Raw genomic sequence first — 23,851 nt, 5'->3', positions numbered from 1 at the left:
CTTCCGGGGCGCGACGAAGTCGCGAGCCCGGAATCCATCGGGCCGCATGTCCCGGCGTTGGATGGATTCCGGGTTCGCGCTACGTGCGCCCCGGAATGACGGGTGTGTCTACGTCGCGCCCCAAAATCCCTTCCTCGACCGCCTTGATCTGCAGCGCGAGGTATTTCGAGTTGATGCGGCACTGGGCGAGGCTGCCGGCGATGAACCACAGGCCGGGCTGCTTCGTGCGCGCATACATGTTGCGCAGTTCGAAACCCTCGCCGAAACCCCATATCGGGCCGACGCGATCGGCGATGGCATCGCCGAACAATTGTCGCACCAGATATTCCTGCGGCTTGTAGCCGGTCGAGAGCACGATGAGGTCGGCTGCGATGGTCGAGCCGTCCGTCATTCGCGCGCCGTTCGTGACGAAGCTTTCGATCTCGGAAAACTGCCTGAGCTTGATCTTGCCTTCGGCGATCAGGTTGGAGCAGCCGACGTTGAAATAATAGCCGCCGCCGCGGGTGAGGTATTTGAATTGCCAGCCGGTGCCCGCCTCGCCGAAGTCGAGCTTGAAGCCGACGCGCGCGAGGCCGTCGAGCAGCTCCTTGTCGAGCTCCTTCGATTGCTCGGTCAGCATCACATGCGTCTTCTTCGCAAGCGGCGTCGGCATCGAGGCCGCGATCAGGTCATTGTCCTCGAGCGTGCCTTCATTATAGGTCGCATAGGCGAGCTGGGCCGACGGCTCGATATTGGTGACCAGCGTCGGCGAGCGCTGCACCAGCGTCACCTCGGCGCCGCTGGAATAGAGATCCTGCGCGATGTCGTGGCCGCTGTTTCCGGTGCCGATGACGATCGCGCGCTTGCCTGTCCAGTTCTCGCCGTCCTCGTAACGGCTGGAATGCACCAGCGCGCCCCCGAAATTGCCGAGGGTCGGGATATCGGGCACGTTGGCGATGCCGCTGACGCCGGTCGCCATCACCACGTGACGCGGATGCATGGTGCGCTTGCTGCCGTCGGCGCGGCGCAGCGTCACGGTCCAGCGGCCGTTGGCCTCGTCATAGGCGCCGCCTTCGAACTCCGTGCCGGTCCAGAAGTTCAGCTCCATCGCATCGACGTAAGCTTCGAACCAGTTGGCGAGCTTGTCCTTCGGGATATAGACCGGCCAGCTAGGCGGGAAGGGCATGTAGGGCAGGTGATTGACCTGCACCTGATTGTGCAGGGTCAGGGCGTGGTAACGCTTGCGCCAATTGTCGCCGATCCGCGCCTCGCGATCGACGATCAGCGTGTCGACCTTGAGTTGCTTCAGCCGCGCCGCGATCGCGAGCCCGGCCTGGCCGCCGCCGACCACCAGCACGGCTGGATCGCGGTCGGCATAGCCGCGCGATGCGTCGCGCAGGTCGAGCCAGTTCGGCCCGCGGAAGTCGCGCGAATAGGCTTGGCCGCGCGGCCGCGAGGTGCCGAGCTGCTCCTCGAAGCCCTTGAGCTCATCCAGCGCGGTCAGCAGCGTCCATGCCTTCAACCGGTCGCCGTCGGTGCTGTCAGGTACGAGCCGCAGGATGCCGCTGCCGCGGCCGAGGGCGGTTTCGAAATCGAAGATGGCTTCGATGGTGTTGGTGCCGGCGCGCGTCACCCAGCGCGGCGGCGCGCGGTTGGGCGCGATCTTGAAGTGTGACGGAGCGGCTTTGGGCGCGAGCGCCGTCAGCTGCTGCACGACCGTGTCGCCGCCCGCGATTGTTTGCAGGTTCCAGCTCAGCGCCAGCACATCGCGCCAAAAACCGTCGGCGAGGAAGAGGCGGTTCAGGGTAGCGCCATCAGGCTTGCCCAGGGCGCGCTCGAATTCATCGAGCCAGGCCTGTGCGGAGACGGAGATATCCTTGGTCTTGTCCAGCATGCGCGACCTCTTGGCCGTCTTCGCGGCGTCTTCCTCTGAGGCTGACGCTATACGGTTTCGTCGCCCGCCAAAACCCGGTGATCCGAGCGAGGCAGGCATGCGGCCCTGCTCGGACGGTATATGCCCGGCGACGCATCAAGCCCGGATTCGGTCGCGGCCGGCTAAGGCCCGCCCGGTCTCCGGTCCGTCCAATAGGGATCGCGCAGCTTGCGCTTGAAGATCTTCCCGGTCGCCTCGCGGGGCAGCGCATCCAGGAACCGGATCTCCTTCGGCACCTTGAAGTTGGCCAATCGCTCGCGGAGAAAAGCCTGCACGGCGGCGGCGGAGAGCTGCGCGCCGCTTTCGGGCTCGATGCAGGCGCACAACTGCTCGCCATATTCCGCGTCCGGGATGCCGAACACGGCGCAATCCCGCACGCCGGGCATCGCGATCAGCACGTTCTCGATCTCGGCTGGATAGATGTTGACGCCGCCCGAGATCACCATGTCGCGCTTGCGGTCGCACAGGAACAGATAGCCGTCGTCGTCGAGATAACCGACGTCGCCGACGCTGACGAGGCCGTCGCGGCCGGCCTCCGCGCGCGCCTGGGCCTTGCCGTGATAATCGAAATCGGGCACCGCCGTCTGGCGCATGTAGATTTCGCCGACCTCGCTTGCGCGGCAGAGGCTGCCGTCGTCGCGGAAGATCTTCACGATGCCGCCCTCGATGGCGCGGCCCACTGTGCCGGGCTTTCTCAGCGCCTCCTCGGCCGAGTGCCACACCGGGATGCCGGTCTCGGTCGAGCCGAAATATTCGTTGATAACCGGTCCCCACCACTCGATCATGGCCCGCTTCACCTCGGGCGGGCAGGGCGCCGCGCCGTGCACGACGAAGCGCAGCGATGACAGATCAAAACGTTGCCTGACGGCCTCGGGCAAGCGCAACAGTCGGACGAACATGGTGGGCACCATGTGGATGTGCGTCACACGGTGGCGTTCGATCAGCGCCAACAGCTCCTCGGCGTCAAACCGCGGCTGGAGGACGATGGTGCACGCGTTGCGGAACGCCATCATGCCGTAGGAATGCGGCGCCGAATGATACATCGGACCGTTGATCAGCACGACCTGATCTTCGCGCGGCTTGATGCCATAGGCGATTGCACCGACGCGCTCGGAAGCCGCCGCCTGTTCGGGCTGCATCGGCATGCGCCGCACGCCCTTCGGCATGCCCGTGGTCCCCGAAGTGTAAATCATCGCCGCCGCCCGGCGGGGCGGGTCCTGCATTTCCGGTTGGCCATCGCGCCAGTGGTCCCAATCCATCGAACCGGCGGGGACCTCGGTCAGACCGGGGGGAATTGCGAAGGTCGTAGCGAGCTCGGGCGGTGTCGCGACGACGAGCAGGCGGACATCCTCGGGAATGCCGGCGCGGATCTGCGGCAGCAGATCGGCGTGGCAGACCAGGATCCTGGCGCCGCTGTCGGTGAGGATGTAACGGACCTCCTCGGCCTTGAGGTGCCAGTTGATCGGCACCACGGGGCTGCCGAGCGCAGCCGAGGCCGCAACCACCTCGAACAGGGCGAAGTCGTTGCGCAGCATCATGGCAACCGGCGCGCCTTCGGCGAGGCCGAGCGCGCGAAGCCCGTTGGCGGCCCGACGAATGCGCGCCTGGATCTCGTCATAGCCGATCCGGCGTTCGTCGCTGATGATCATGGTCCGTCCCTTGTTCCGCTGGAGTCAACGATCGTCGAGTACGTCGCCGAAGCCCACCCAGCTCTTGCCGTTGAAGCGCCGGAGCTGAAGCTGCTGGAACGGCAGATAGTCGTCTGGCCCGGTCGAGACGGCGATGCCTGGCAGCAGCAGCGGCAGCTTCACCTCCTTCAGCGAGGCTGCCTGGCGCATGATGTTCTCGCGGCTGAAATCACCCTTGCACGCCTTCAGCACGGTCATCAGCAGCGTCGCGTAGTGGTAGCCGGCCCCGTAATTGGAGTTGGAGAGGTCCGCGTTCGGCATGTATTGTTTCATGAAGGCGAAGTACTCCTTCACGCCGGGATCGCTGGCCCATTGCGGATCCATTGTGTCCTTTTGATTGCTCGACGAGATCAGGCCGACGGCGTTGTCGAGCCCGGCCGGCTCCAGGAACGAGATCGACGAGGCCGAGGTCGGCACGAAGAACAGCTCGGGCTTCCAGCCGATCTCGGCGACGCCCTTGATCATCTGCGAGGTGAACTTTCCGAGCACGACTCCGAACAGCACGTCGGCGCCCGATGACTTCAGGGTCGAGAGCTGCGAGCTGATCGTCGGCGCGCTGGTCTCGTAGGTCTGCTCGGCGATAATCATGCTGGCGGCCTTGTCGCCGAGCGCGCGCTTGAAGCCGGCGACATAGTCGCGGCCGAAATCGTCGTTCTGCGACAGGATGGCGATCTTGGCGCCCGGCTTGGTGCGCAGAACGTGCTTGGCATAGACCACGCCCTCGGATTCGTAGGCGGCCATGCCGGGCATGGTCCACGGATATTTCTGCGGATCGGCCCATTTCGTCGCGCCCGAGAGCACGAACAGTTGCGGCACCTTCTTGCCGTTCAGATAGCGCTGTACCGCGCTGTTGGTGGCGGTGCCAAGCGAGCCGAACATCATCAAGACTTCGTCCTGCTCCACCAGCTTTCGGGTCTGCTCGACCGTCTTCGGCGGCGAATAGGCATCGTCCAGCGTGATGAACTTGACCTTGCGGCCGTTGATGCCGCCTTCGGCATTGACCTTCTCGAAGAAGGCCTCCTGCGTCCGTCCGATCGCGCCGAAGCCCGAGGCCGGGCCGCTATAGGGCAATGTCTGGCCGATGCGGATCTCGTCGGCGCCTTCGGCATGCGCGCTGCCGCCGGCGAGCGCCAGCAGGGAGAGGCCGATCAGTGCGGGTGCAAGCTTCATTGTATCCTCCGTTATCTTGCCGATCCGAGCCGTCAGGCGCAGACGCGCATCAGGAACTCCTGCCGGGCCTGATCGAATTCGCCCTTCATCCGGTCGACGAGCTCGGCGACGGGCGGGACATCGGTGATCTGCCCGATGCCCTGGCCAGATCCCCAGATGTCGCGCCATGCTTTCGATTTCATGTTGCCGCCGGAGCCGAAATTCATCTTGGATTTGTCGGCAGCCGGGAGATCATGCGGGTCTAGCCCGGCGGCAGCGATCGAAGGGCCGAGATAATTGCCGTGCACGCCGGTGAACAGGTTCGTGTAGACGATGTCGTGTGCGGCATGCTGCGTCAGCGCGGACTTGTAGGCTTCGTCGGCATTGGCTTCCTGCGTCGCGATGAAGCGCGTGCCCATATAGGCGAGATCGGCGCCAAGCGTCAGCGCCGAGGCGATGCCAAAGCCGTCGCTGATCGCACCCGACAGCAGGATCGCGCCTTTGAACCACTGCTTGACTTCGCGCACCAGCGCGAAGGGCGACAGCGTGCCGGCATGTCCGCCCGCACCGGCACAGACCAGGATCAGCCCGTCGACGCCCTGCTCGGCGGCCTTGCGGGCGTGCTTGACGTTGATGACGTCGTGGAACACCAACCCGCCATAGGAATGCGCGGCCTCGACGATCTCCGCCGGAGGCCGCAACGAGGTGATGATGATCGGCGCCTTGTGTTTGACGCAGGTCTCCATGTCCTTCATCAGCCGGTCGTTGGAGGCATGGCAGATCTGGTTGACGGCGTAGGGTGCGATCTTCTTGCCGGGATTGAGCGAGCTATATTCCCCGAGCTCATTTTCGATACGGCTCAGCCACTCGTCGAGTTTCTCGACTGGACGGGCGTTGAGCGCGGGAAAGGAGCCGACGACGCCGGCCTTGCATTGAGCGATCACCAGCTCCGGTCCGGAGACGATGAAGAGCGGCGAGCCGACGACCGGCAGCTCCAGCTGGTTCTTGAGCAGGGCAGGCAGTGCCATCCGATCCTCCTGACGACGCGCATCGCCGGTTCTTCCGGCCGAGGTGAGCGCTTCCATGTCGATTGTCGCGCTGGCGGGTGCTCCGCCTCGCGGTTTGATCGCACTATAGGGTTGGACGGCGTGCGCGGGATCGTTCAATATTGAACATACGTGTATTCAGCTTTGAACGGAACCGACGGTGGATTGGGATCTCTGCAAGACTTTCGTCGCGGTGGCGGATACCGGCAGCTTCACCGCCGCGGCGCGGCGGCTGCACGCCAGCCATCCGACCGTCAGCCGCAAGATCGCGGCGCTGGAGGCGCAACTCGGCACCAAGCTGCTGGCCCGCGCTGCCGAGGGATTCGTGCTCACCGCCGATGGCCGGACTTTGCGCGAGCATGCCGGGGAGATGGCGGCCGCCGCACTCCGCGCCGAGGCCGCCGTCGGCGCTGGCGGGCGCAAGGCGCGCGGGACGGTCAAGCTGTCGATCGGGGCCACGCTGGCCTCGCACTGGCTGATGCCGCGGCTGGGATCCTTTCTGAGCGCGCATGATCACATCCGCCTTGAGATCATCACCCATCCGTTTCCGGCCAGCGTGCGGCGCCGGGAAGCCGACGTCGTGCTGCGCCCAGTGGATAGCGGCGAGGAAAATCTGGTCGGCCGCAAGATCGGCCGTCTTGGCACCGGCTTCTATGCCTCGGGCGACTATGCTGCCGCCCGACCCCTGCCGGAACGGAGCAGTGAGTGGAAGGGACACAGCGTCATCGGCTTTGCCGATCAGGATTCGAACGCGCAACTGGCGCGCTGGAGCGATGCGATCACGCGCCAGGGCACCGTGGTGATGCGCTGCTCATCGCAGGGCGACATGCTGGCGGCTGTGCGCGCGGGAATAGGAATTTCCGCGCTGTCCTGCTTCGTCGCCGCAAGCTATCCGGACCTGGTGCGCGTCGCGCCGCAGAAGCTCGTCAGCGTCTCCGATCTCTGGCTGCTCGCGCATCCCGACCTGGTCGAACTGTCCGCGGTGCGTGCCGTCATCGACTTCGTGGCCGAATGCGCCCGTGCCGACCGCGAGCAACTGCGGGGCTAGTTCGATCCGGCGAGCACGCCCTCGCGCTTCTTCACCGCGCGGTAATAGCTCCACCAAAGATGCGCCGCCGCGCCGCGCAGCGGCCGCCAGGGCTCGGCAAGCGGCGCCATCTGTTTCTCCGTCGGTCGCGCTTTGAGGCCGAGCCCGATGCGGATGCCTTCCTGCACCGCGAGGTCGCCGGCCGGCCAGGCATCGCCGTGGCCGAGGCAGAACAGCAGGTAGACGTCGGCGGTCCAGGGGCCGATGCCGGGCAGCGCGATCAGCGTGTGATGGGCGGCATCGGCATCTTCCTCCGCCAGCACGTCGAGGTTCAGCCGCTCGGCGGCGATCTCGCGCGCCAGGTGCTTCAGTGTCTTGATCTTGGCGGCGGAGAGGCCGAGCCGTCCCAGCCGGTCGGTGCGGGCGCGTCGCACGGAGTCATGGTCGAACGGATCGAAGGCGGCGGCCAGCCGCCCCCAGATCGCCGCCGCGCTCGCGGTCGAGAGCTGCTGCCCGCAGACGATGTGGGCAAGCCCCGCAAAGCCCGGCTCGCGCCGCCGCAACGCCGGCATGCCGGCGATTTCAAACACGGGCCTGAGGCGCGGATCGCGCTTGATCAGCGCGTGGACGGCTTCTTCGAGGTCGGATTGGGTTTCGAGGTGGATGGTCATGGCAACTTGGCTAGCTCTCTCCAGCGTCATGGCCGGGCTTGTCCCGGCCATCCACGTCTCTCTAGCCACCGAGCATGTCTAGCATGGGAGACCGTGTTCGTATCTGTCCGAGATCTTGACACGCTCGCCGTGTCGTACCGAAGAACGTGGATGGCCGGGACAAGCCCGGCCATGACGAGATCTGTCGCATGATGCCACCCGTTTTCCGATTTGCCCCCAGCCCCAACGGCCTCCTGCATCTCGGCCACGCCTATTCCGCGCTGCTCAACTTCGAGCGCGCGCGAGAGGCCGGCGGTCGGCTGTTGCTGCGGATCGAGGACATCGACATGGCGCGCTGCCGGCCGGAATATGAGGCGGCGATCTACGAGGATCTCGCCTGGCTCGGTATCTCCTGGGAGACCCCGGCGCGGCGGCAGTCGGAGCATCTTGCGGATTATCGTGCCGCGCTGGACAAGCTCTCTGCGCTCGGCCTCGTCTATCCTGCCTTCGAGAGCCGGGCCGAGATCGCAAAGCTGGTGGCCGCGCGCGAGGCCAACGGGCCGTGGCCCCGCGATCCCGACGGCGCGCCGCTCTATCCCGGCGACGGGAAATCGCTCTCGGGCGGCGAGCGCAAGCGGCTCATCGAGTCCGGCGCGCCTTACGCGCTGCGGCTCGACATGGCGGCCGCCTGCCGCCGCGTCGCACGCCTGACCTGGGGCGAGCGCGGCGAGGGGCCGGACGGCGAGCGCGGCACCGTCCGGGCGCAGCCGGAAGTCTGGGGCGACGTCATCCTGGCCCGCAAGGAGACGCCCACCAGCTACCATCTGTCCGTTGTGGTCGACGATGCCCTCCAGGGCGTCAGCGAAGTGGTCAGGGGGCGGGATCTGTTTCATGCAACGGCGGTGCACCGCCTGCTCCAGGTTCTGCTCGGCCTGCCGGAACCCGCCTATCGCCATCATGCGCTGATTTGCGATGAGACCGGCCGCAAGCTGTCGAAATCGAGCCGGGCGACGGGTCTGCGCGAGTTGCGCGCCGCCGGCGTCACGCCGGGCGGCATCTGCCAGCTTGTGGGATTAGGTCAAGTTTCTCTGGGGGTTAGCCAAAGGCTGCCGTGACTCCGGGGGTTCCGCCGTGCCATGTTGGGGCCGACAGCCGGGTTCGAAGGGGATCTATGGCGGCAAGATCGCGCCCAGCGCGCACCACACGGACGTCCAGGCGACCGCCTCGGAAGCGGTCCGGGGCGGCCGGAAAGGCGCGCAAGCGCGGCAGCAGGACGGTCGCGCCGGACGTGGTCCAGGCTGCGCTCGCGGCCTTTGCCCATGAGGTCCGCACCCCTCTGACCGGCATCCTGGCCATCAGCGACCTGCTCGCCACGTCCGATCTCGGCGAGCGCGAGCGGCGCTGGGCCGACACCATCAAGGCCGGTGCCGAGCATCTGGCGAGCCTCGCCACGCTCTTCGTGGATGCCGCCAGAACCGGCAAGGGGCCGGGCAGGAGCGGCGGCACGCTTCGGCAGGACCTGTTCGACCTCAGGACGCTCGCCCGCAGCGCCGGCGATTCGCTGGCCGGCCGCGCCGCGGCCAAGGGTTTGAAGTCCGAGGTCGAGATATCCGAGAAGCTCCCTGGACTCGTGGTCGGGGATCCCGTCCGCCTGCGCGCCGCGCTCGAGAACCTGATCGACAACGCCGTGAAATTCACCGACCAGGGGGGCGTAGCGCTCGCGGTGGCCCCTTGGCGGCCTTCCGCCAGGGACAAGGGCAAAGCCAAAGGCACGGTCGGCGTTGCCTTCGCGGTGTCTGACAGCGGCATCGGCCTGACCATGGCCGAGATCAAGCGGCTGTTCCGCCCTTTCACCCAGGCCAATGTCACCATTGCCTCACGCTTCGGCGGCGCCGGCCTGGGTCTCTCCTCGGTCAAGCAGTTGGCGCGTGCGATGGGCGGCGGCATCACCGTCGCACCGCGTCGCGGTGGCGGCGCCACCTTCACCTTGACGGTGTCGCTGGACGCCACGGGATCGGCAAAGACCCGCACGACGAAGGGCGAGGCGGCGGAGGATCAGGTCGCGTCGATGCGCGTGCTCAGCGTCGAGGACAATCCGTTCGGCCGCGTCGTGCTCAACACGATCCTGACCGAACTCGGCCATCAAGCCGAGTTCATCGGGCGCGGCGAGGACGCGGTCGGCCGGCTGGAGCAGGGCGCTTTCGACGCGGTGCTGATGGACATGGTGCTGCCGGGCATCGATGGTATCGAGGCCATCAGGCGGATCCGCGCGCTGCCGACGCCGTTGGCTCGGATCCCGATCATCGGCGTGTCCGGGCGCGGCGAGGACGAGGCGGCTTCGCGCGCGGCTGGCGCCGACGCCTTCCTGGTCAAGCCTGTGTCTCCGCGGGCTTTAGCGACTGCGCTGCTTGAAGCGACACGCCGTGAGGCAGCCGTGATTTGATGATCGCCGCGTTGAGTTCACCGCCGTAGACGAAGATTGCCGCGATGAAATACAGGAACACCAAGGCGATGATGACCGAGGCCAGCCCCGCATACATCGTCACGTAGTTGTTGGCGAAGCGCGCCAGGTACTGTCCGAACACGATGCCGGAGACCAGCGACGCCACCACCGTGAAGACGATGCCCGGCATGATCTGGAGGAAGCTGCGCCGTCCCGCCGGCAGCCAGGCGTGCAGGATGAACAGCGCCACGACCAGCGCGCTGATGGTGATGCCGTAGCGCAGCCATGTGAGAATGCTCTCGTTGGATTCGACGAACAGCGGAATGTGGCGCCGCGCGGCCTCGATGATCAGCGGACCGAGTATGATCAGGAACGCCATCGCGAGGGCCGTGAAGGCTGCGATCAGCGTGTAGGCAATCGATTCCAGCCGCAGCCAGTACCAGCGCCGCATCTCCACCACCGCATAGGCGCGGTTGAGCGCGACCCGCAGCGCCTCGACACCGTTGGAGGCGAAATAGACCGATAGTGCCGCGCCCACCGTCAGAATGCCGGTGCGGGTGGTGGTCAGCACGTCATGCACTTCGCCCGAGATCGAATCGGCGACCTGCTTGGGCCAGATCTGGAGCATCAGGCTGGCGGCCTGGTCGGCGAGTTCCTTGGAGCCGAAGACACCGGCGAGCGAGGTCAGCACGATCAGGAACGGGAACAGCGCCATCAGGGTCGACAAAGCAATGTGGCTCGCGATCGCCCAGCCGTCATCGGCGAGAAACGTGTAGAACGCATCCATCACCACACAGTAGATGTAGCGGACGGCTTTCACGTGTCACCCGTGTTGGCGGCCGATGCTTGCTCACCCTGCCTGCGGCGTGGTTTGCCTCGCCCCGCTTGCGGGGAGAGGCCGACGCGCGCAGCGCGGCGGGTGAGGGGGAGCCTTCGCGAAGGCGGTGAGAGCTGAATTCGTGGAAATTTCCCCTCACCTGAATCCGATCCGCGATCGAATTCGACCTCTTCCCGCAAGCGGGGAGAGGCGAAGAGGACCGGCAGCGCAGGCAAATCGGAAGTCATCTCGTGAGCTTCTGATATTATTGGCTCAAAAGCCAGATCGGGAACGCCATGGCGCATCCGCGCACACGGTGTTATCTACGCCCGATGGCATCTCTCCTGAGTACTTTCATCCTGCCGGCGGCGGCCGGCGCCGTGGCGTTGGTGCTGCTGCTCGGGCTCATCAACATGATGCGCGGCGGCTCGCCCAATACCTCGCAGAAGCTGATGCGCTGGCGCGTGCTGCTTCAGTTCGTGGCGATCATCATCGCGATGCTCGCGGTCTGGGCGATGGGGCGGTAGGACATGATCCGGAAAAGTGCGCCGCGGTTCTCCGACAAGATCATGTCCTAAAATCAAGGAAACCAGCATGGTGGTGCTGAACCGCATCTACACGAAGACCGGCGACGATGGTTCGACCGCGCTTGGAACCGGCGAGCGTCGTGCGAAATACGATCTGCGCATCGAGGCTTATGGCACCGTCGACGAGACCAATGCCGCGATCGGCGTAGTCAGGCTCCACACCGGGGGCATGCCCGAGTTCGATGCGATGCTCGGCCGCATCCAGAATGATCTGTTCGACCTCGGCGCCGATCTCGCCGTGCCCGAACGGGAGGGGAAAGCCGAACGGCTGCGCGTGGTGACGAGTCAGGTCGAGCGGCTCGAGCGGGACATCGACGCGCTCAACGACAAGCTCGCGCCGCTGACCTCCTTCGTGCTTCCCGGCGGCACGCCCGCCGCTGCCCATCTGCATGTGGCGCGCACGATATGCCGCAGGGCGGAACGGGTGATCGTGGAACTGGCGGCCCGGGCCGGCGAGCCGGTCAATGCGGCTGGGATCCAATATATGAACCGCCTGTCCGACTTCCTGTTCGTGGCTAGCCGGACCGCCAACGGCAATGGTGCCGGCGACGTGCTCTGGGTTCCCGGCCAGAACGGCTGACCCATCGAGCGCCCGCATTTCAGAAGGCCAAAATTAGACCGGTTCGCGCGTTGACCGGGGCAGATCAGGCCTTTAGGTTCCGCGCCAGTTGATAACCCCCTCCCAGATTGAGTGAAAGAGGATCGATGAAGGTCTTGGTGCCGGTAAAGCGGGTGGTCGATTACAACGTCAAGGTCCGCGTTAAGGGCGATGGATCGGGCGTTGAACTCGCCAACGTCAAAATGTCCATGAATCCGTTCGATGAGATCGCGGTCGAGGAAGCGCTGCGCCTGAAGGAAGGCGGCAAGGCGACCGAGGTCGTGGTGGTCTCGATTGGACCTGCGCAGGCGTCGGAGACGATCCGCACCGGTCTCGCCATGGGCGCCGACCGCGGCATCCTCGTGAAGGCTGAAGGCAGTGTCGAGCCGCTCGCGGTCGCCAAGATCCTGAAGAAGGTTGCTGAAGAAGAGCAGCCGGGCCTGATCATCCTCGGCAAGCAGGCGATCGACGACGACAGCAACCAGACCGGCCAGATGCTGGCCGCGCTGCTCGGCTGGTCGCAGGCGACCTTCGCCTCGAAGCTCGAGGTCGAAGGGTCCGACTTCAAGGTCACCCGCGAAGTCGACGGCGGCCTCCAGACCGTGAAGCTCAAGGGACCGGCGATCGTCACCACCGACCTCCGCCTCAACGAGCCGCGCTATGCCTCGCTGCCCAACATCATGAAGGCCAAGAAGAAGCCAATCGCGGAGAAAACCGTCGCCGATTACGGCGTCGACGTCGCTGCGCGTCTCGAAGTGCTCAAGACCACGGAGCCGGCGGGCCGCAAGGCGGGCGTCAAGGTCAAGGACGTCGCCGAGCTGGTGTCGAAACTCAAGAACGAAGCCGGGGTGCTCTGATGACGACGCTTCTGATTGCCGAACACGACAATGCGTCGCTCAAGGACGCGACCAACAAGGCCCTGACCGCGGCGGCCGCGCTCGGCGCGGACGTCGAGGTGCTGGTGGCCGGCCAGAACGCCAAGGCCGCAGCTGATGCCGCCGCCAAGCTCGCCGGCGTCAAGAAGGTGCTGCTCGCCGATGGCGACCTCTACGCGCACGATCTCGCCGAGCCGCTGGCTGCACTGGTCGTGTCGCTGGCGTCGGGCTATGACGCGATCGTCGCGCCCGCGACTTCGCGCTTCAAGAACGTGATGCCGCGCATCGCCGCCCTGCTCGACGTCATGCAGGTCTCGGAGATCATCAAGGTAGTGGCCCCCGACACGTTCGAACGTCCGATCTATGCCGGCAACGCCATCCAGACGGTGAAGTCGAAGGACGCCAAGAAGGTCATCACGGTGCGCACCTCCACCTTCGCCGCAGCAGGCGAAGGCGGCAGCGCGCCGGTCGAGAGCGTGGCGGCAGCGGCCGATCCCGGCCTGTCGTCGTTCCTCGGCGAGGAAGTCGCCAAGAGCGACCGTCCCGAGCTGACCTCGGCGAAGATCATCGTCTCCGGTGGCCGCGCCATGCAGAGCCGCGAGAACTTCGCCAAATACATCGAGCCGCTCGCCGACAAGCTCGGCGCCGGCGTCGGTGCCTCGCGCGCGGCGGTCGACGCCGGCTATGCGCCGAACGACTGGCAGGTCGGACAGACCGGCAAGGTCGTGGCGCCCGAGCTCTACGTCGCCGTCGGTATTTCCGGCGCGATCCAGCATCTGGCCGGCATGAAGGACTCCAAGGTGATCGTCGCAATCAACAAGGACGAGGATGCGCCGATCTTCCAGGTTGCCGATTACGGCCTGGTCGCCGACCTCTATCAGGCAGTTCCGGAGCTGACGGCCGAACTCGGCAAGCTCGGCAAGTAATATCGAACACCGGCCGGAGGGATGAACTCCGGCCGGTGTTGCATTTTGAGGCGGTTTCTTTGGCGTTGGGCGCGCCTTCGAAGCGATCCAATCTAGGTTTCGAGCCAAGGTTCTGATTAAATCGGACCTCCCGGCTCAAGGGGATAGGCAGGTGCGCTCGAAGCGCGCCGTTCCGGTGGATGACATGATGGCGGCAGTGATCAAGAAGGTCGGCGTGATCGGCGCGGGTCAGATGGGCAATGGCATCGCCCATGTTGCGGCGCTTGCCGGCTTCGACGTGGTGCTCAACGACATCTCGGCCGACCGCCTCAAGTCGGGGATGGCCACCATCAACGGCAATCTGGCACGACAGGTCTCCAAGAAGGCCGTCACCGAGGACGACAAGGCCAAGGCGATGGCGCGCATCACGCTCGCCGAGAAGCTCGATGACCTCGCCGATTGCGACCTCGTGATCGAGACCGCGGTCGAGAAGGAAGAGGTCAAGCGCAAGATCTTCCACGAGCTTTGCGCGGTGTTGAAGCCGGAGGCGATCGTCGCCTCCGATACGTCCTCGATCTCGATCACGCGGCTGGCCGCCGCCACCGACCGCCCCGAGCGCTTCATCGGCATTCACTTCATGAACCCGGTGCCGTTGATGGAGCTGGTGGAGCTGATCCGCGGCATCGCCACCGACGACTCCACCTTCGAGACCGCCAAGGAATTCGTCGGCAAGCTCGGCAAGCAGGTCGCGGTCTCCGAGGATTTTCCAGCCTTCATCGTCAACCGCATCCTGCTGCCGATGATCAACGAGGCCATCTACACGCTGTATGAAGGCGTCGGCAATGTCGAGGCGATCGATGCTGCGATGAAGCTCGGAGCCCATCATCCCATGGGCCCGCTCGAGCTCGCCGATTTCATCGGCCTCGACACCTGCCTCTCCATCATGCAGGTGCTGCATGAGGGGCTCGCCGACTCCAAGTACCGCCCGTGTCCGCTGCTGGTGAAATACGTCGAGGCCGGCTGGCTCGGCCGCAAGACCCAGCGCGGCTTCTACGACTACCGCGGCGCCAAGCCGGTTCCGACGCGCTGATCCGCTTCGTGACAGTTCATGTCGCGTTAACCTCTCGCGCCTAGGTTACGGCCGGTAAGAGGGTTCGCGTAATGGACATGATGGCGATGGTCAGCACCATGCTGGCCGCTCAGCAAGGCGCACTGCAGTCGAATATTGCGGCGACGCTGACCAAGCAGAACATGGACATGGAAAAGTCGACCGTCCTGACGCTGATGGGCGCGGGCCAACCCTCGCTGGCCAATGTTGGCCCCGGCGTCGGCGGCAATCTCAACGTCACCGCCTGAATTTCTAAAGGGATGCGGCGGCCTTGCCCGTCGCGGCCCGAATCAGCTTGAGCGCGTCCTCGCTCGCCCATTCCGCCGGCCCAGCGATCGTCGCGATCTCGCAGCCCTGCGGGTCGACCAGCACCGAGGTCGGCATGCCCAGCGCCCGGCCTATGGCCTTAAGATCCTGGAAGACCTTGGCTTTCTGGTCGCTGAAATAGGCGAGCCGGGTCAGATTGGCTTCCTTGAGGAAGGTCTTGGGCTTGTCCGGATCGCGGGTGTCGATGTTGATCGCCACCACCTCGAAATTCGGGCCAGACAGCTTGCCGTGGAGCTCGTCCAGCGCCGGCATCTCCTTGCGGCAGGGCACGCACCACGTGGCCCAGAGGTTCACCAGCAGCGTCTTGCCGCGAAAGTCGGACAGCTTTTTCGGCTTGCCGTCGGCGTCCTCGAAGGCGAGGTCGGGCAGCTTCAACGGAGCGCTTGCCATCGTCAGCGCGGCCACCTCGCCATGCGCCAGCGGCGCGATCTTCTGCGCCGTGGCCACCGCGGACCGGCAGGTCGGATCGCCTGATGGCGCCCGGCTCAGGCCGAGCCCATACAGCGCGGCGAAGCCGGCCAGGCCCGCGATCGCCAAGGTGGCAATGACGAGGGGGGCGCGGCGCGTGGCGGAGGGCTTCTTGTCGAGCATATCGTTTGTCATCCGGTCGCAGATGTGGCTATCAGGGGCCTCTTAATACGGCTGGCTGCGGCCGGCAAACGTACGGCAAATCAAGGCGTGAGCAGGGGATCATGAGCAACAAGATGTGGGGCGGCCGGTTCTCGGAACGTCCCGACGAGATCATGGAAGAGATCAACGTCTCCATCGACGTCGATCGTCACCTGTTTGCCCAGGACATTGCCGCGTCCAAGGCCCATGCCGCGATGCTGGCCACGCAGGGCATCATCACCGCCTCTGATGCGAAAAATATCGGCAAGGGTCTAGACACGATTTTGTCAGAGATCGGCAAGGGCGGCTTCCAATTCAAGCGCGCGCTCGAGGACATTCACATGAATGTCGAGAGCCGCCTGTCGGAGCTGATCGGCCCCGCCGCCGGAAGGCTGCACACCGCCCGCTCGCGCAACGACCAGGTCGCCACCGACTTCCGTCTGTTCGTCCGCGATGTGATCGACGAGACCGATGCCGCCCTCGCCGCGTTCCAGCAGGCGCTCGTGGAGCGCGCCCTGGAGCATGCCGGCACCGTGATGCCCGGCTTCACGCATCTGCAGACGGCGCAGCCAGTCACCTTCGGCCACCATCTGCTCGCCTATGTCGAGATGGCCGCGCGCGACCGCGGCCGTTTCCAGGATGCGCGCAAGCGGTTGAACGAATCGCCGCTCGGCGCTGCCGCGCTCGCCGGCACCTCGTTCCCGATCGACCGCCATGCCACCGCGAAGGCGCTCCTGTTCGACCGCCCGATGGCGAACTCGCTCGATGCGGTCTCCGACCGCGACTTCGTGCTGGAGACGCTGTCGGCAGCCTCGATCTGCGCCGTGCACATGTCGCGCTTCGCCGAGGAGATCGTGATCTGGACCTCGCCGCTGGTCGGCTTGATCCGGCTCAGCGACAAGTTCACGACCGGCTCTTCGATCATGCCGCAGAAGCGCAATCCCGATGCCGCCGAGCTGGTGCGGGCCAAGACCGGCCGTGTCATCGGCGCGCTCAACGGCCTCCTGATCGTGATGAAGGGCCTGCCGCTCGCCTATCAGAAGGACATGCAGGAGGACAAGCAGGGCGCCATGGAGGGCTTTGCCGCACTGTCGCTCGCGATCCGCGCCATGACCGGCATGGTCCGCGACCTCGTGCCGGATGAAGCGAAGATGAAAGCGGCCGCGGGCGAGGGTTACGCCACCGCGACCGACCTCGCCGACTGGCTGGTGCGGACCTTGAAGATGCCGTTCCGCGAGGCCCACCACGTCACCGGCCGCATCGTCGCCAAGGCCGCCGAGGGGGGCGTGGCGCTGCACGAGCTGCCGCTGAAGGAGATGCAGGCGATCGAGCCCAAGATCACCAAGGACGTGCTCGGCGTCCTCTCGGTCGAATCGTCGGTGAAGAGCCGCACAAGCTTCGGCGGCACTGCGCCGAAGAACGTGGCGTCGCAGGCCAAGGCCTGGGCGAAGTGGCTGGGAAAAGAGCGAAAATTGGGCTGAGGGCAAAATTTCGCTTATGTTTCATGGTCATCCGGCTCTCGCCAGAGCGCGCCAATCTCTGTATGGTGCGGCCGCTTAGTGGGGATTTCGTCGTGACGTCAAAGTTTCGCCCGGCCGGCTCGGGGTGGGCCATCATTGTCTTGAGCCTGACGGCACTCGCGCTTGCCGGATGCGGCCGCAAGGGCCCGCTGGATCTGCCGCCGACCGCTTCCACCGCTGGCGGTGCCGCACCGACCGATACCGAAGCCGAAGCCCAGAGGACGCCGAGCGTGTTCAACCCCACCTATGGGGTGGATGCCGCGCCCGCCGCAGCCAAGGGCAGGAAGAAGCCGTTCATTCTAGATCCGCTCCTGGACGACCCTCCCGCCAAGAGATAAGCCGGGACAAGCGAGCCTGCGCCATGAACCATTTCGACTATCGCAACGGCGTGCTGCACGCCGAGGCGGTGAACCTGTCCGAGCTGGCCGCAACCGTCGGCACGCCGTTCTATTGCTATTCGACCGCAACGCTCGAGCGGCACTACCGCGTCTTCACGGAGGCCTTCGCCGGCGAGAAGGTGCTGGTGTGCTACGCCATGAAGGCGAACTCCAACCAGTCGGTGCTGCGCACGCTGGCCAAGCTGGGCGCCGGCGCCGACGTGGTCTCCGGCGGCGAGTTGAAGCGCGCACTTGCCGCCGGCATTCCCGCCGGCAAGATCGTATTCTCCGGCGTGGGCAAAACGGAAGACGAGCTGCGCGCGGCGCTCGCCGCTGACATTCTCTGTCTCAACGTCGAATCCGAGCCTGAGCTCGAACTGCTGTCGCGCCTTGCGACCGAGATGGGCAAGACCGCGCGGATCTCGTTGCGTGTCAATCCCGACGTCGACGCCGGCACGCATGCCAAGATCTCCACCGGAAAGTCCGAGAACAAGTTCGGCATCCCGATCGTGCATGCCCGCGAGGTCTATGCGCGCGCTGCAAGGCTGCCCGGCATCGAAGTGACCGGGACCGACGTGCATATCGGCAGCCAGATCACCGACCTCTCCGGGATGGAGACCGCATTCCGCATCCTCTCCGAATTCGTGCAGACGCTGCGCGCCGACGGCCACGACATCAGCCATGTCGATTTCGGCGGCGGCCTCGGCATTCCCTATGACATGGACCGCGATGCGCCGCCGGAGCCCGCCGCCTATGCCGCCATGGTCAAGCGCGTCAGCCATAATCTCGGCTGCACGCTGATGTTCGAGCCGGGCCGCATGATCGTCGGCAATGCCGGCATCCTGGTCGCCAAGGTGATCTATGTGAAGCACGGCGACGGCAAGAATTTCGTCATCATCGACGCCGCGATGAACGATCTGATCCGCCCGACGCTGTATGAGGCCCATCACGACATCCTGCCGGTGAAGCAGCCGGCCAAGGATGCGGCGACGATCATGGCCGACGTCGTCGGCCCGGTCTGCGAGACCGGCGACTATCTCGCGCTCGACCGCACGCTGCCGACGCCGAAGGCGGGCGATCTCCTCGCCATCATGACCGCGGGTGCCTATGGCGCCGTCCAGGCCGGCACCTACAACACGCGCCCGCTGGTGCCCGAGGTGCTGGTGAAGGGCGATCAATACGCCGTGGTGCGCCCGCGCATCGAGGTCGAGCAGCTCATCGCGATGGATAAGGCCGCGCCCTGGCTGTGAGGGGTGCGACGCCGTCTCAAGAGCCGCGGTGTCATCCCCGCGAAGGCGGGGATCCATAACCACAGGAAGGGGTCTTGGGCTAAGCTGTAACTCCGAGTCTTCGCAAAACTTTTTCCCGTGGCTATGGCTCGCGCTTCGCGCGCCCCGGGACGACGAGTGGAGCGCGGAAAACTACTTCCCCGCCAATCCGCCCTTTGCTCCACCAACCACAACGCCCGCCTTCTTCTCGATCGGCTTGATCGCGGCGGTGAAGTCGGACTCGGCACCTTCCGAGCTGATCACGGTCTCCCATAGTCGCCCGACCGCATCGGCAACGTCCATCGACAGGCCGAGCTGCTTCATCTCCTCCAGCGCCAGCCGCACGTCCTTCACCATCAGCCCGGTCGCGAAGCCGAAGTCGAACGTGCGTGGCAGCACCGCGCGCGGAAACTTGTCGCGGCTCGCCGTGTTCATGCCGGAGCCGGCATTGATGACGTCGATCATCACGGCGGGATCGAGCCCTGCCTTCACGCCCATCACCACCGCTTCCGAGGTTGCCACGATCGCTGTGGCCGACAGGAAATTGTTGGCGAGCTTCATGGTCTGCGCCGCGCCGGGCTTCTCGCCGATGAAGAACACCTTTCCGATCACGTCGAGCGCGGGCTTCAGCAGCTCGAACTCGGCCTTCGGTCCCGACACCATCACCGCCAGCGTTCCCTTCTCGGCGCCGCCGACGCCGCCGGACACCGGGCTGTCGATCTGCACGATTTTGCGTTCGGCCAGAAGGGAGTGAATCTTCGTCGCCATCGTCGAGCCGACGGTCGACAGATCGATGAAGCGTTTTGCGCGGCTTCCCTCGATCACGCCGTTCGCCCCGGTTGCGACCTCGAGTGAAGCCTGCAGCGAAGGCAGGCTCGCCATCACGGTCTCGACCTGGTCGGCGACGTGCTTCGGCGACGTCGCTGGCAGGGCGCCGCGCGCCACCAGTCTGTCGACCACCTCCTTGCGCGTGTCGAACACGACGAGCTTGTGTCCCGCCTCGATCAGCCGCCGCGCCATCGGGAAGCCCATGTTTCCGAGCCCGATGAATCCGATGTCCATGGTGTTTCCTTTTTTGCTTTCTTGTCGTCGTGGAAGATGCGCGTTTCATCCCCGAAGCCCCGGAAACGCGCGCTGAAGCGCGCCTCGATCCGGGACGCCAGCGGGGAATTGGCTACGCCTTCCCGTCGATCTCCGCGAACACCTCACGCGCGATCCGGAAGCTGTCGACCGCGGCGGGCATGCCGCCGTAGATCGCGACCTGCATCAGGATCTCGCGGATCTCCTCGCGCGTCACACCGTTGGTCAGCGCGCCCTTGAGATGCGCGCGAAACTCGTGCTGGCGGTTGAGGATCGCGATCATGGCGATGTTGAGCATGCTGCGGGTCTTGCGCGGCAGCTCCTCGCGGCCCCACACCGTGCCCCAGCAATATTCGTTGAGCATCTCCTGGAACGGACGGTTGAAATCATCGACGTTCTTCAGGGCGTTGTTGACATAGGCCTCGCCCAGCACCGCTTTGCGGACTTCCAGGCCCTTGTCGTGCATCTTCTTGTCCATGGCGTTTCCTTCGTTTCCCTCGGGGATGGCGCGCGGAAATTACGGGGTTGCGCCGCCCCAGTCACGTCCTCGTGTTATGCGGGAAAAGGAGGCTCTCCCGTACAGGAACGGATGCCTCAGTGCTGCCGTTGTGATAGGCTTCTCTACCGGGCAACCTGGAGAGTTGATTGAACGGCGTCACCCCCGACCCGTCAGACCCGATCCGCAACAGCGATGCGCTGTCGCGGCTGAAGCTGGCGCAGGCCCTCGATCGGGCAACTTATGCCATCGCATGGGAGCGTGCCTGGCCCAATGTGGCGCGACTTCTGACCGTCGCCGGCCTGTTCCTGGTGGTGTCCTGGGCCGGCCTCTGGCTGGCGCTGCCGTTCCTCGCGCGGGCCATTGGCCTCGCCCTCTTCGCCGCGATTGCGGCCGTCGCCCTGTTCCCGTTGATTCGCTTCCGCTGGCCGAGCCGAGAGGAAGCGCTGGCCCGGCTCGACCGAGGCTCCGGCATCCGGCACCGCCCGGCCACCACCCTCACGGACACGCTGACCTCGCAGGACCCGGTCGCGCAGGCCCTGTGGCAGGCGCAGCGCGAGCGTACGTTGGCTTCCATCAAGCGCATCCGCGCCGGTGTGCCGCACCCGCGGCTCGCGCTTCACGATCCCTGGGCGCTGCGCGCACTCGTCATGGTGATGCTGGTGGCGACGTTCTTCGCCGCGGGCAACGAGCGTGCGATGCGGCTCGGCGCCGCCTTCGACTGGAACGGGGTGCTGGCGCCGACCAATGTCCGCGTCGATGCCTGGGTGACGCCGCCACTCTACACCGGCAAGCCGCCTGTCATCTTGTCCGCTGCCAACAGGGAGGCTGCCGCGTTGCCAGCCAGCGGCCCGCTCGCCGTTCCCGCGGGCTCGACCCTGATCGTGCGCTCCTCCGGCGGCAGCCTGGATGTGGCCGTTTCCGGCGGCCTCAAGGAAGTCGCTCCCACTGAAGCCGCACCCAAGGGCACCAACGAAAGGCATTTTGCCATCTCCGGCGACGGTACAGCGCATGTCCGTGCGCCCACCGGCCAGCCGCAATGGGCGTTTGCGGCAACGCCGGACCGCGCGCCGACGATCGCACTCGCCAAGGACCCGGAGCGCCAGGCACGCGGCGCGCTCCAGCTCTCCTACAAGATCGAGGACGACTACGGTGTCACCGGCGCCGAGGCCAAGTTTGCCCCGCGCCCGATCGATGCCCGGGACGGCGCCAAAGCTGCGGGCGATAAGGCTGCTGCCGGCGACGGCGATCCCAGGACGGCCCCGCGTCCGCTGTTCCAGCCGCCGCAATTCCCGCTTGCGCTGCCGAATGCGCGGACCCGCAACGGCGTCGGACAGTCGGTGAAGGATCTCAGCGAGGATCCCTATGCCGGCGCCGAGGTCACGCTGACCCTCACGGCCAAGGACGAGGCCGGCAATGAGGCCACGAGCGAACCGTTCAACATGCGCCTGCCCGAACGGCTCTTCACCAAGCCGTTGGCACGTGCACTGATCGAGCAGCGCCGCATTCTCGCACTCGACGCCAACAAGAATTCCGACGTGTATGCCGCGCTCGACGCACTGATGATCGCGCCCGAGATGTTCACGCCGGAACCCGGACAGTATCTCGGCTTGCACAGCGTTTCCCGACAGCTCGAGGCCGCACGCACCGATGATGCCCTGCGCGAGGTCGTGGCAAGCCTGTGGGCGCTCGCGGTGACGATCGAGGACGGCAAGATCTCCGACGTCGAGAAGGCGCTGCGGGCCGCTCAGGACGCGCTGAAGCAGGCGCTGGAGCGCGGCGCGAGCGACGAAGAGATCAAGAAACTCACGCAGGACCTGCGTCAGGCGCTGAACGACTTCATGCGCCAGCTCGCCGAGCAGTTCCGCAACAACAATGATCCGCAGCAGCTGGCGCGGCCGCTCGACCCGAATACCAAAGTCCTGCGCCAGCAGGATTTGCAGAACATGATCGACCGCATGGAGCGCCTGTCGCGCTCCGGCGACAAGGATGCCGCCAAACAGTTGCTCGAACAGCTCCAGCAGATGTTGGAAGGCCTCCAGATGGCGCAGCCGGGACAGTCCGGCGAGAGCGACATGGAGCAGGCGCTCAACGAGCTCGGCGACATGATCCGCAAGCAGCAGCAATTGCGCGACAAGACCTTCAAGCAGGGCCAGGATTCCCGGCGCGAACGTTCGCGCGGCAAGCAGCAGCAGGGCGATCAGTCCATGTCGGAGCTGCAGCAGGACCAGCAGGGGCTGCGCGACCGCCTGAAGAAGCTGCAGGACGAGCTTGCCAAGCGCGGCCTCACGCAGAAGGGAGAAAAGGGACAAGGCCAACAGGGACAGAAAGGCCAGCAGGGACAGAAGGGTCAGCAAGGGGAGCAGGGTCAGTCCGGCCAGAACGGCGATCAGGACGGCGACCAGGGCGATGACGACGGGAGTCTGGACGCTGCCGACGGCGCCATGGGCGATGCGGGATCAAAGCTCGGCGAGGGCAATGCCGACGGCGCCGTGGACTCGCAGGGCAAGGCGCTCGACGCGATGCGCAAGGGTGCGCAGAAGATGGCCGAGGCGATGCAGCAGGGCGATGGCGACGGTCAGGGCGACGGCCCCGGCCAACGCGCCGGCCGCCAGCAGAGCGGTGGCAACCAGACCGACCCGCTGGGCCGTCCGCTGCATGGGCGCGAATATGGCGACGATTATACGGTCAAGATTCCCGGCGAGATCGACACCCAGCGTGTCCGCCGCATTCTCGAAGAGCTCCGCCGTCGTCTCGGCGATCCATCGCGCCCGCAGATCGAGCTCGACTATATCGAGCGGCTGCTGAAGGAGTTTTGAGGCCCAGTCCGGTCTTGTAGCCTGGACGAGCAAAGCGATATCCGGGAGCCGAAAGTCCTGCATGTCGCTGTGCTCATGCGGGCTTCTAAGCTACGCGCCGCTACCTCTTCCTCGCCGCCAGCGCATCCGCCACCGCCGTGCGGATGTCGGCGACCGAGAACGGCTTGGTTACGACGTCATGCACGAGCGCATTCAAGTTCGAGGCGCGCTCGCGCTGGTCGGCAAAGCCGGTCATCAGCAAAATGGTCAGGTCAGGGAAATCGCGCGCGGCGGAGAGCGCCAGCGCGATGCCGTCCATGACCGGCATCTGGATGTCGGTGAGCAACAGGTCGAAAGCGCCGTCCTCGCGGGTCAGGATCTCCAGCGCCTCGGCGCCGTCCTGGGCAGTGACGGTCTCGTGGCCGTCCATGGCGATGGCACGCGCCACCAACTGGCGCATCGAATCCTCGTCATCGGCGATCAAGATTTTCGGCATGAGACCAACCTTGGGATCAACCTTGCGTGCGGGACCTCGAGCATGATCCGGAAAAGTGCGTAGCGGTTTTCCGCA

Annotated in this window: 22 protein-coding genes and 1 pseudogene; 13 read left to right on the top strand and 10 right to left on the bottom strand. The window is 65.6% G+C overall.

Going from position 1 to position 23,851, the window contains the following annotated elements; genetic code table 11:
• Positions 1-79: 79 nt before the first annotated feature.
• The 4 genes and pseudogenes from ACYCVF_RS22695 to ACYCVF_RS22680 all read right to left on the bottom strand — a co-directional run bounded on the left by ACYCVF_RS22695 (position 80) and on the right by ACYCVF_RS22680 (position 5,777).
• Entirely contained in the window at positions 80-1,873 is a 1,794-nt protein-coding gene (locus ACYCVF_RS22695) for a flavin-containing monooxygenase (protein ID WP_459600425.1), read from the bottom strand.
• A gap of 161 nt (positions 1,874-2,034) precedes the next feature.
• Positions 2,035-3,570 (bottom strand): annotated as a pseudogene (locus ACYCVF_RS22690) (acyl-CoA synthetase); the annotation flags it as partial.
• Positions 3,571-3,585: 15 nt separating this feature from the next.
• Positions 3,586-4,770: an ABC transporter substrate-binding protein gene (locus ACYCVF_RS22685; protein WP_459600423.1), complete on the bottom strand. Its 1,185-nt coding sequence runs from the start codon at positions 4,768-4,770 to the stop codon at positions 3,586-3,588.
• A gap of 32 nt (positions 4,771-4,802) precedes the next feature.
• Positions 4,803-5,777, bottom strand: a complete 975-nt coding sequence (locus tag ACYCVF_RS22680) for an NAD(P)H-dependent flavin oxidoreductase (RefSeq protein ID WP_459600421.1) — start codon at positions 5,775-5,777, stop codon at positions 4,803-4,805.
• Between the two features lie 178 nt (positions 5,778-5,955).
• On the opposite strand from ACYCVF_RS22680, the gene ACYCVF_RS22675 reads away from it, so the two are divergent.
• Positions 5,956-6,843 (top strand): LysR family transcriptional regulator, encoded by an 888-nt coding sequence (locus ACYCVF_RS22675; RefSeq protein WP_459600419.1) that lies wholly within the window; start codon positions 5,956-5,958, stop codon positions 6,841-6,843.
• Here the strand turns inward: ACYCVF_RS22675 and ACYCVF_RS22670 are convergent.
• Positions 6,840-7,493, bottom strand: coding sequence for a DNA-3-methyladenine glycosylase family protein (locus ACYCVF_RS22670; RefSeq protein WP_459600881.1), 654 nt, complete (start codon positions 7,491-7,493; stop codon positions 6,840-6,842). The genes ACYCVF_RS22675 and ACYCVF_RS22670 overlap by 4 nt on opposite strands.
• Before the next feature lie 191 nt (positions 7,494-7,684).
• Here ACYCVF_RS22670 and gluQRS point away from each other — a divergent pair, with 191 nt between their 5' ends.
• Both gluQRS and ACYCVF_RS22660 read left to right on the top strand, forming a co-directional pair.
• Complete coding sequence (gluQRS, locus tag ACYCVF_RS22665; RefSeq protein ID WP_459600879.1) at positions 7,685-8,587, top strand: tRNA glutamyl-Q(34) synthetase GluQRS; 903 nt, start codon at positions 7,685-7,687, stop codon at positions 8,585-8,587.
• Between the two features lie 56 nt (positions 8,588-8,643).
• On the top strand, positions 8,644-9,915 hold the full coding sequence (locus ACYCVF_RS22660; RefSeq protein ID WP_459600417.1) for an ATP-binding protein: 1,272 nt from the start codon (positions 8,644-8,646) through the stop codon (positions 9,913-9,915).
• On the opposite strand, the gene ACYCVF_RS22655 is transcribed toward ACYCVF_RS22660, so the two are convergent.
• The gene (locus ACYCVF_RS22655; protein WP_459600415.1) at positions 9,842-10,735 is read right to left on the bottom strand and encodes a YihY/virulence factor BrkB family protein; all 894 of its coding nucleotides are present in this window, start codon (positions 10,733-10,735) and stop codon (positions 9,842-9,844) included. The two genes, ACYCVF_RS22660 and ACYCVF_RS22655, sit on opposite strands and share 74 nt — an antisense overlap.
• A 329-nt stretch (positions 10,736-11,064) precedes the next feature.
• On the opposite strand from ACYCVF_RS22655, the gene ACYCVF_RS22650 reads away from it, so the two are divergent.
• The 6 genes from ACYCVF_RS22650 to ACYCVF_RS22625 all read left to right on the top strand — a co-directional run bounded on the left by ACYCVF_RS22650 (position 11,065) and on the right by ACYCVF_RS22625 (position 15,053).
• The gene (locus tag ACYCVF_RS22650) at positions 11,065-11,259 is read left to right on the top strand and encodes a twin transmembrane helix small protein (protein ID WP_028178512.1); all 195 of its coding nucleotides are present in this window, start codon (positions 11,065-11,067) and stop codon (positions 11,257-11,259) included.
• Positions 11,260-11,326: 67 nt separating this feature from the next.
• Entirely contained in the window at positions 11,327-11,899 is a 573-nt protein-coding gene (locus ACYCVF_RS22645) for a cob(I)yrinic acid a,c-diamide adenosyltransferase (RefSeq protein ID WP_459600412.1), read from the top strand.
• Between the two features lie 125 nt (positions 11,900-12,024).
• Positions 12,025-12,774, top strand: a complete 750-nt coding sequence (locus tag ACYCVF_RS22640; protein ID WP_459600410.1) for an electron transfer flavoprotein subunit beta/FixA family protein — start codon at positions 12,025-12,027, stop codon at positions 12,772-12,774.
• The gene (locus tag ACYCVF_RS22635; RefSeq protein WP_459600408.1) at positions 12,774-13,718 is read left to right on the top strand and encodes an electron transfer flavoprotein subunit alpha/FixB family protein; all 945 of its coding nucleotides are present in this window, start codon (positions 12,774-12,776) and stop codon (positions 13,716-13,718) included. The genes ACYCVF_RS22640 and ACYCVF_RS22635 overlap by 1 nt, the downstream gene beginning before the upstream one ends.
• Before the next feature lie 187 nt (positions 13,719-13,905).
• A complete protein-coding gene (locus tag ACYCVF_RS22630) occupies positions 13,906-14,787 on the top strand; it encodes a 3-hydroxybutyryl-CoA dehydrogenase (protein ID WP_459600877.1) in 882 nt (293 codons plus the stop codon).
• A 71-nt stretch (positions 14,788-14,858) separates the two neighbouring features.
• On the top strand, positions 14,859-15,053 hold the full coding sequence (locus ACYCVF_RS22625) for a hypothetical protein (protein ID WP_028182113.1): 195 nt from the start codon (positions 14,859-14,861) through the stop codon (positions 15,051-15,053).
• 4 nt (positions 15,054-15,057) lie between these two features.
• On the opposite strand, the gene tlpA is transcribed toward ACYCVF_RS22625, so the two are convergent.
• Positions 15,058-15,723, bottom strand: coding sequence for a thiol:disulfide interchange protein TlpA (gene tlpA / locus ACYCVF_RS22620; protein ID WP_459600875.1), 666 nt, complete (start codon positions 15,721-15,723; stop codon positions 15,058-15,060).
• 101 nt (positions 15,724-15,824) lie between these two features.
• Between tlpA and argH the strand changes: the two genes are divergently transcribed.
• The 3 genes from argH (at position 15,825) to lysA (ending at position 18,888) form a co-directional block, all read left to right on the top strand.
• Complete coding sequence (gene argH / locus ACYCVF_RS22615) at positions 15,825-17,222, top strand: argininosuccinate lyase (protein WP_459600405.1); 1,398 nt, start codon at positions 15,825-15,827, stop codon at positions 17,220-17,222.
• A 92-nt stretch (positions 17,223-17,314) separates the two neighbouring features.
• Entirely contained in the window at positions 17,315-17,599 is a 285-nt protein-coding gene (gene lptM, locus ACYCVF_RS22610) for an LPS translocon maturation chaperone LptM (RefSeq protein ID WP_061024545.1), read from the top strand.
• Between the two features lie 23 nt (positions 17,600-17,622).
• Positions 17,623-18,888, top strand: coding sequence for a diaminopimelate decarboxylase (gene lysA, locus ACYCVF_RS22605; protein ID WP_459600403.1), 1,266 nt, complete (start codon positions 17,623-17,625; stop codon positions 18,886-18,888).
• Between the two features lie 171 nt (positions 18,889-19,059).
• On the opposite strand, the gene ACYCVF_RS22600 is transcribed toward lysA, so the two are convergent.
• Entirely contained in the window at positions 19,060-19,968 is a 909-nt protein-coding gene (locus ACYCVF_RS22600; RefSeq protein ID WP_459600401.1) for an NAD(P)-dependent oxidoreductase, read from the bottom strand.
• A 112-nt stretch (positions 19,969-20,080) separates the two neighbouring features.
• On the bottom strand, positions 20,081-20,464 hold the full coding sequence (locus ACYCVF_RS22595; protein ID WP_028134137.1) for a carboxymuconolactone decarboxylase family protein: 384 nt from the start codon (positions 20,462-20,464) through the stop codon (positions 20,081-20,083).
• 167 nt (positions 20,465-20,631) lie between these two features.
• Here ACYCVF_RS22595 and ACYCVF_RS22590 point away from each other — a divergent pair, with 167 nt between their 5' ends.
• Positions 20,632-23,301 (top strand): TIGR02302 family protein, encoded by a 2,670-nt coding sequence (locus ACYCVF_RS22590; RefSeq protein ID WP_459600398.1) that lies wholly within the window; start codon positions 20,632-20,634, stop codon positions 23,299-23,301.
• Positions 23,302-23,401: 100 nt separating this feature from the next.
• Here the strand turns inward: ACYCVF_RS22590 and ACYCVF_RS22585 are convergent, their stop codons facing one another.
• Entirely contained in the window at positions 23,402-23,776 is a 375-nt protein-coding gene (locus ACYCVF_RS22585) for a response regulator (protein ID WP_459600396.1), read from the bottom strand.
• Positions 23,777-23,851 lie beyond the last annotated feature (75 nt).

This window comes from Bradyrhizobium cedriense (assembly GCF_054602315.1).
This window is presented reverse-complemented; position numbering and strand designations above follow the sequence as displayed.

Coding starts and splice junctions, on each gene's coding strand:
- ACYCVF_RS22680 (WP_459600421.1), bottom strand. CDS start 5,777: ATGGCACTGCCTGCCCTGCTCAAGAACCAGCTGGAGCTGCCGGTCGTC.
- ACYCVF_RS22645 (WP_459600412.1), top strand. CDS start 11,327: ATGGTGGTGCTGAACCGCATCTACACGAAGACCGGCGACGATGGTTCG.
- argH (WP_459600405.1), top strand. CDS start 15,825: ATGAGCAACAAGATGTGGGGCGGCCGGTTCTCGGAACGTCCCGACGAG.
- ACYCVF_RS22650 (WP_028178512.1), top strand. CDS start 11,065: ATGGCATCTCTCCTGAGTACTTTCATCCTGCCGGCGGCGGCCGGCGCC.
- gluQRS (WP_459600879.1), top strand. CDS start 7,685: ATGCCACCCGTTTTCCGATTTGCCCCCAGCCCCAACGGCCTCCTGCAT.
- ACYCVF_RS22640 (WP_459600410.1), top strand. CDS start 12,025: ATGAAGGTCTTGGTGCCGGTAAAGCGGGTGGTCGATTACAACGTCAAG.
- ACYCVF_RS22595 (WP_028134137.1), bottom strand. CDS start 20,464: ATGGACAAGAAGATGCACGACAAGGGCCTGGAAGTCCGCAAAGCGGTG.
- ACYCVF_RS22585 (WP_459600396.1), bottom strand. CDS start 23,776: ATGCCGAAAATCTTGATCGCCGATGACGAGGATTCGATGCGCCAGTTG.
- lysA (WP_459600403.1), top strand. CDS start 17,623: ATGAACCATTTCGACTATCGCAACGGCGTGCTGCACGCCGAGGCGGTG.
- ACYCVF_RS22695 (WP_459600425.1), bottom strand. CDS start 1,873: ATGCTGGACAAGACCAAGGATATCTCCGTCTCCGCACAGGCCTGGCTC.
- ACYCVF_RS22630 (WP_459600877.1), top strand. CDS start 13,906: ATGGCGGCAGTGATCAAGAAGGTCGGCGTGATCGGCGCGGGTCAGATG.
- ACYCVF_RS22660 (WP_459600417.1), top strand. CDS start 8,644: ATGGCGGCAAGATCGCGCCCAGCGCGCACCACACGGACGTCCAGGCGA.
- tlpA (WP_459600875.1), bottom strand. CDS start 15,723: ATGCTCGACAAGAAGCCCTCCGCCACGCGCCGCGCCCCCCTCGTCATT.
- ACYCVF_RS22635 (WP_459600408.1), top strand. CDS start 12,774: ATGACGACGCTTCTGATTGCCGAACACGACAATGCGTCGCTCAAGGAC.
- ACYCVF_RS22600 (WP_459600401.1), bottom strand. CDS start 19,968: ATGGACATCGGATTCATCGGGCTCGGAAACATGGGCTTCCCGATGGCG.
- ACYCVF_RS22670 (WP_459600881.1), bottom strand. CDS start 7,493: ATGACCATCCACCTCGAAACCCAATCCGACCTCGAAGAAGCCGTCCAC.
- ACYCVF_RS22625 (WP_028182113.1), top strand. CDS start 14,859: ATGGACATGATGGCGATGGTCAGCACCATGCTGGCCGCTCAGCAAGGC.
- ACYCVF_RS22685 (WP_459600423.1), bottom strand. CDS start 4,770: ATGAAGCTTGCACCCGCACTGATCGGCCTCTCCCTGCTGGCGCTCGCC.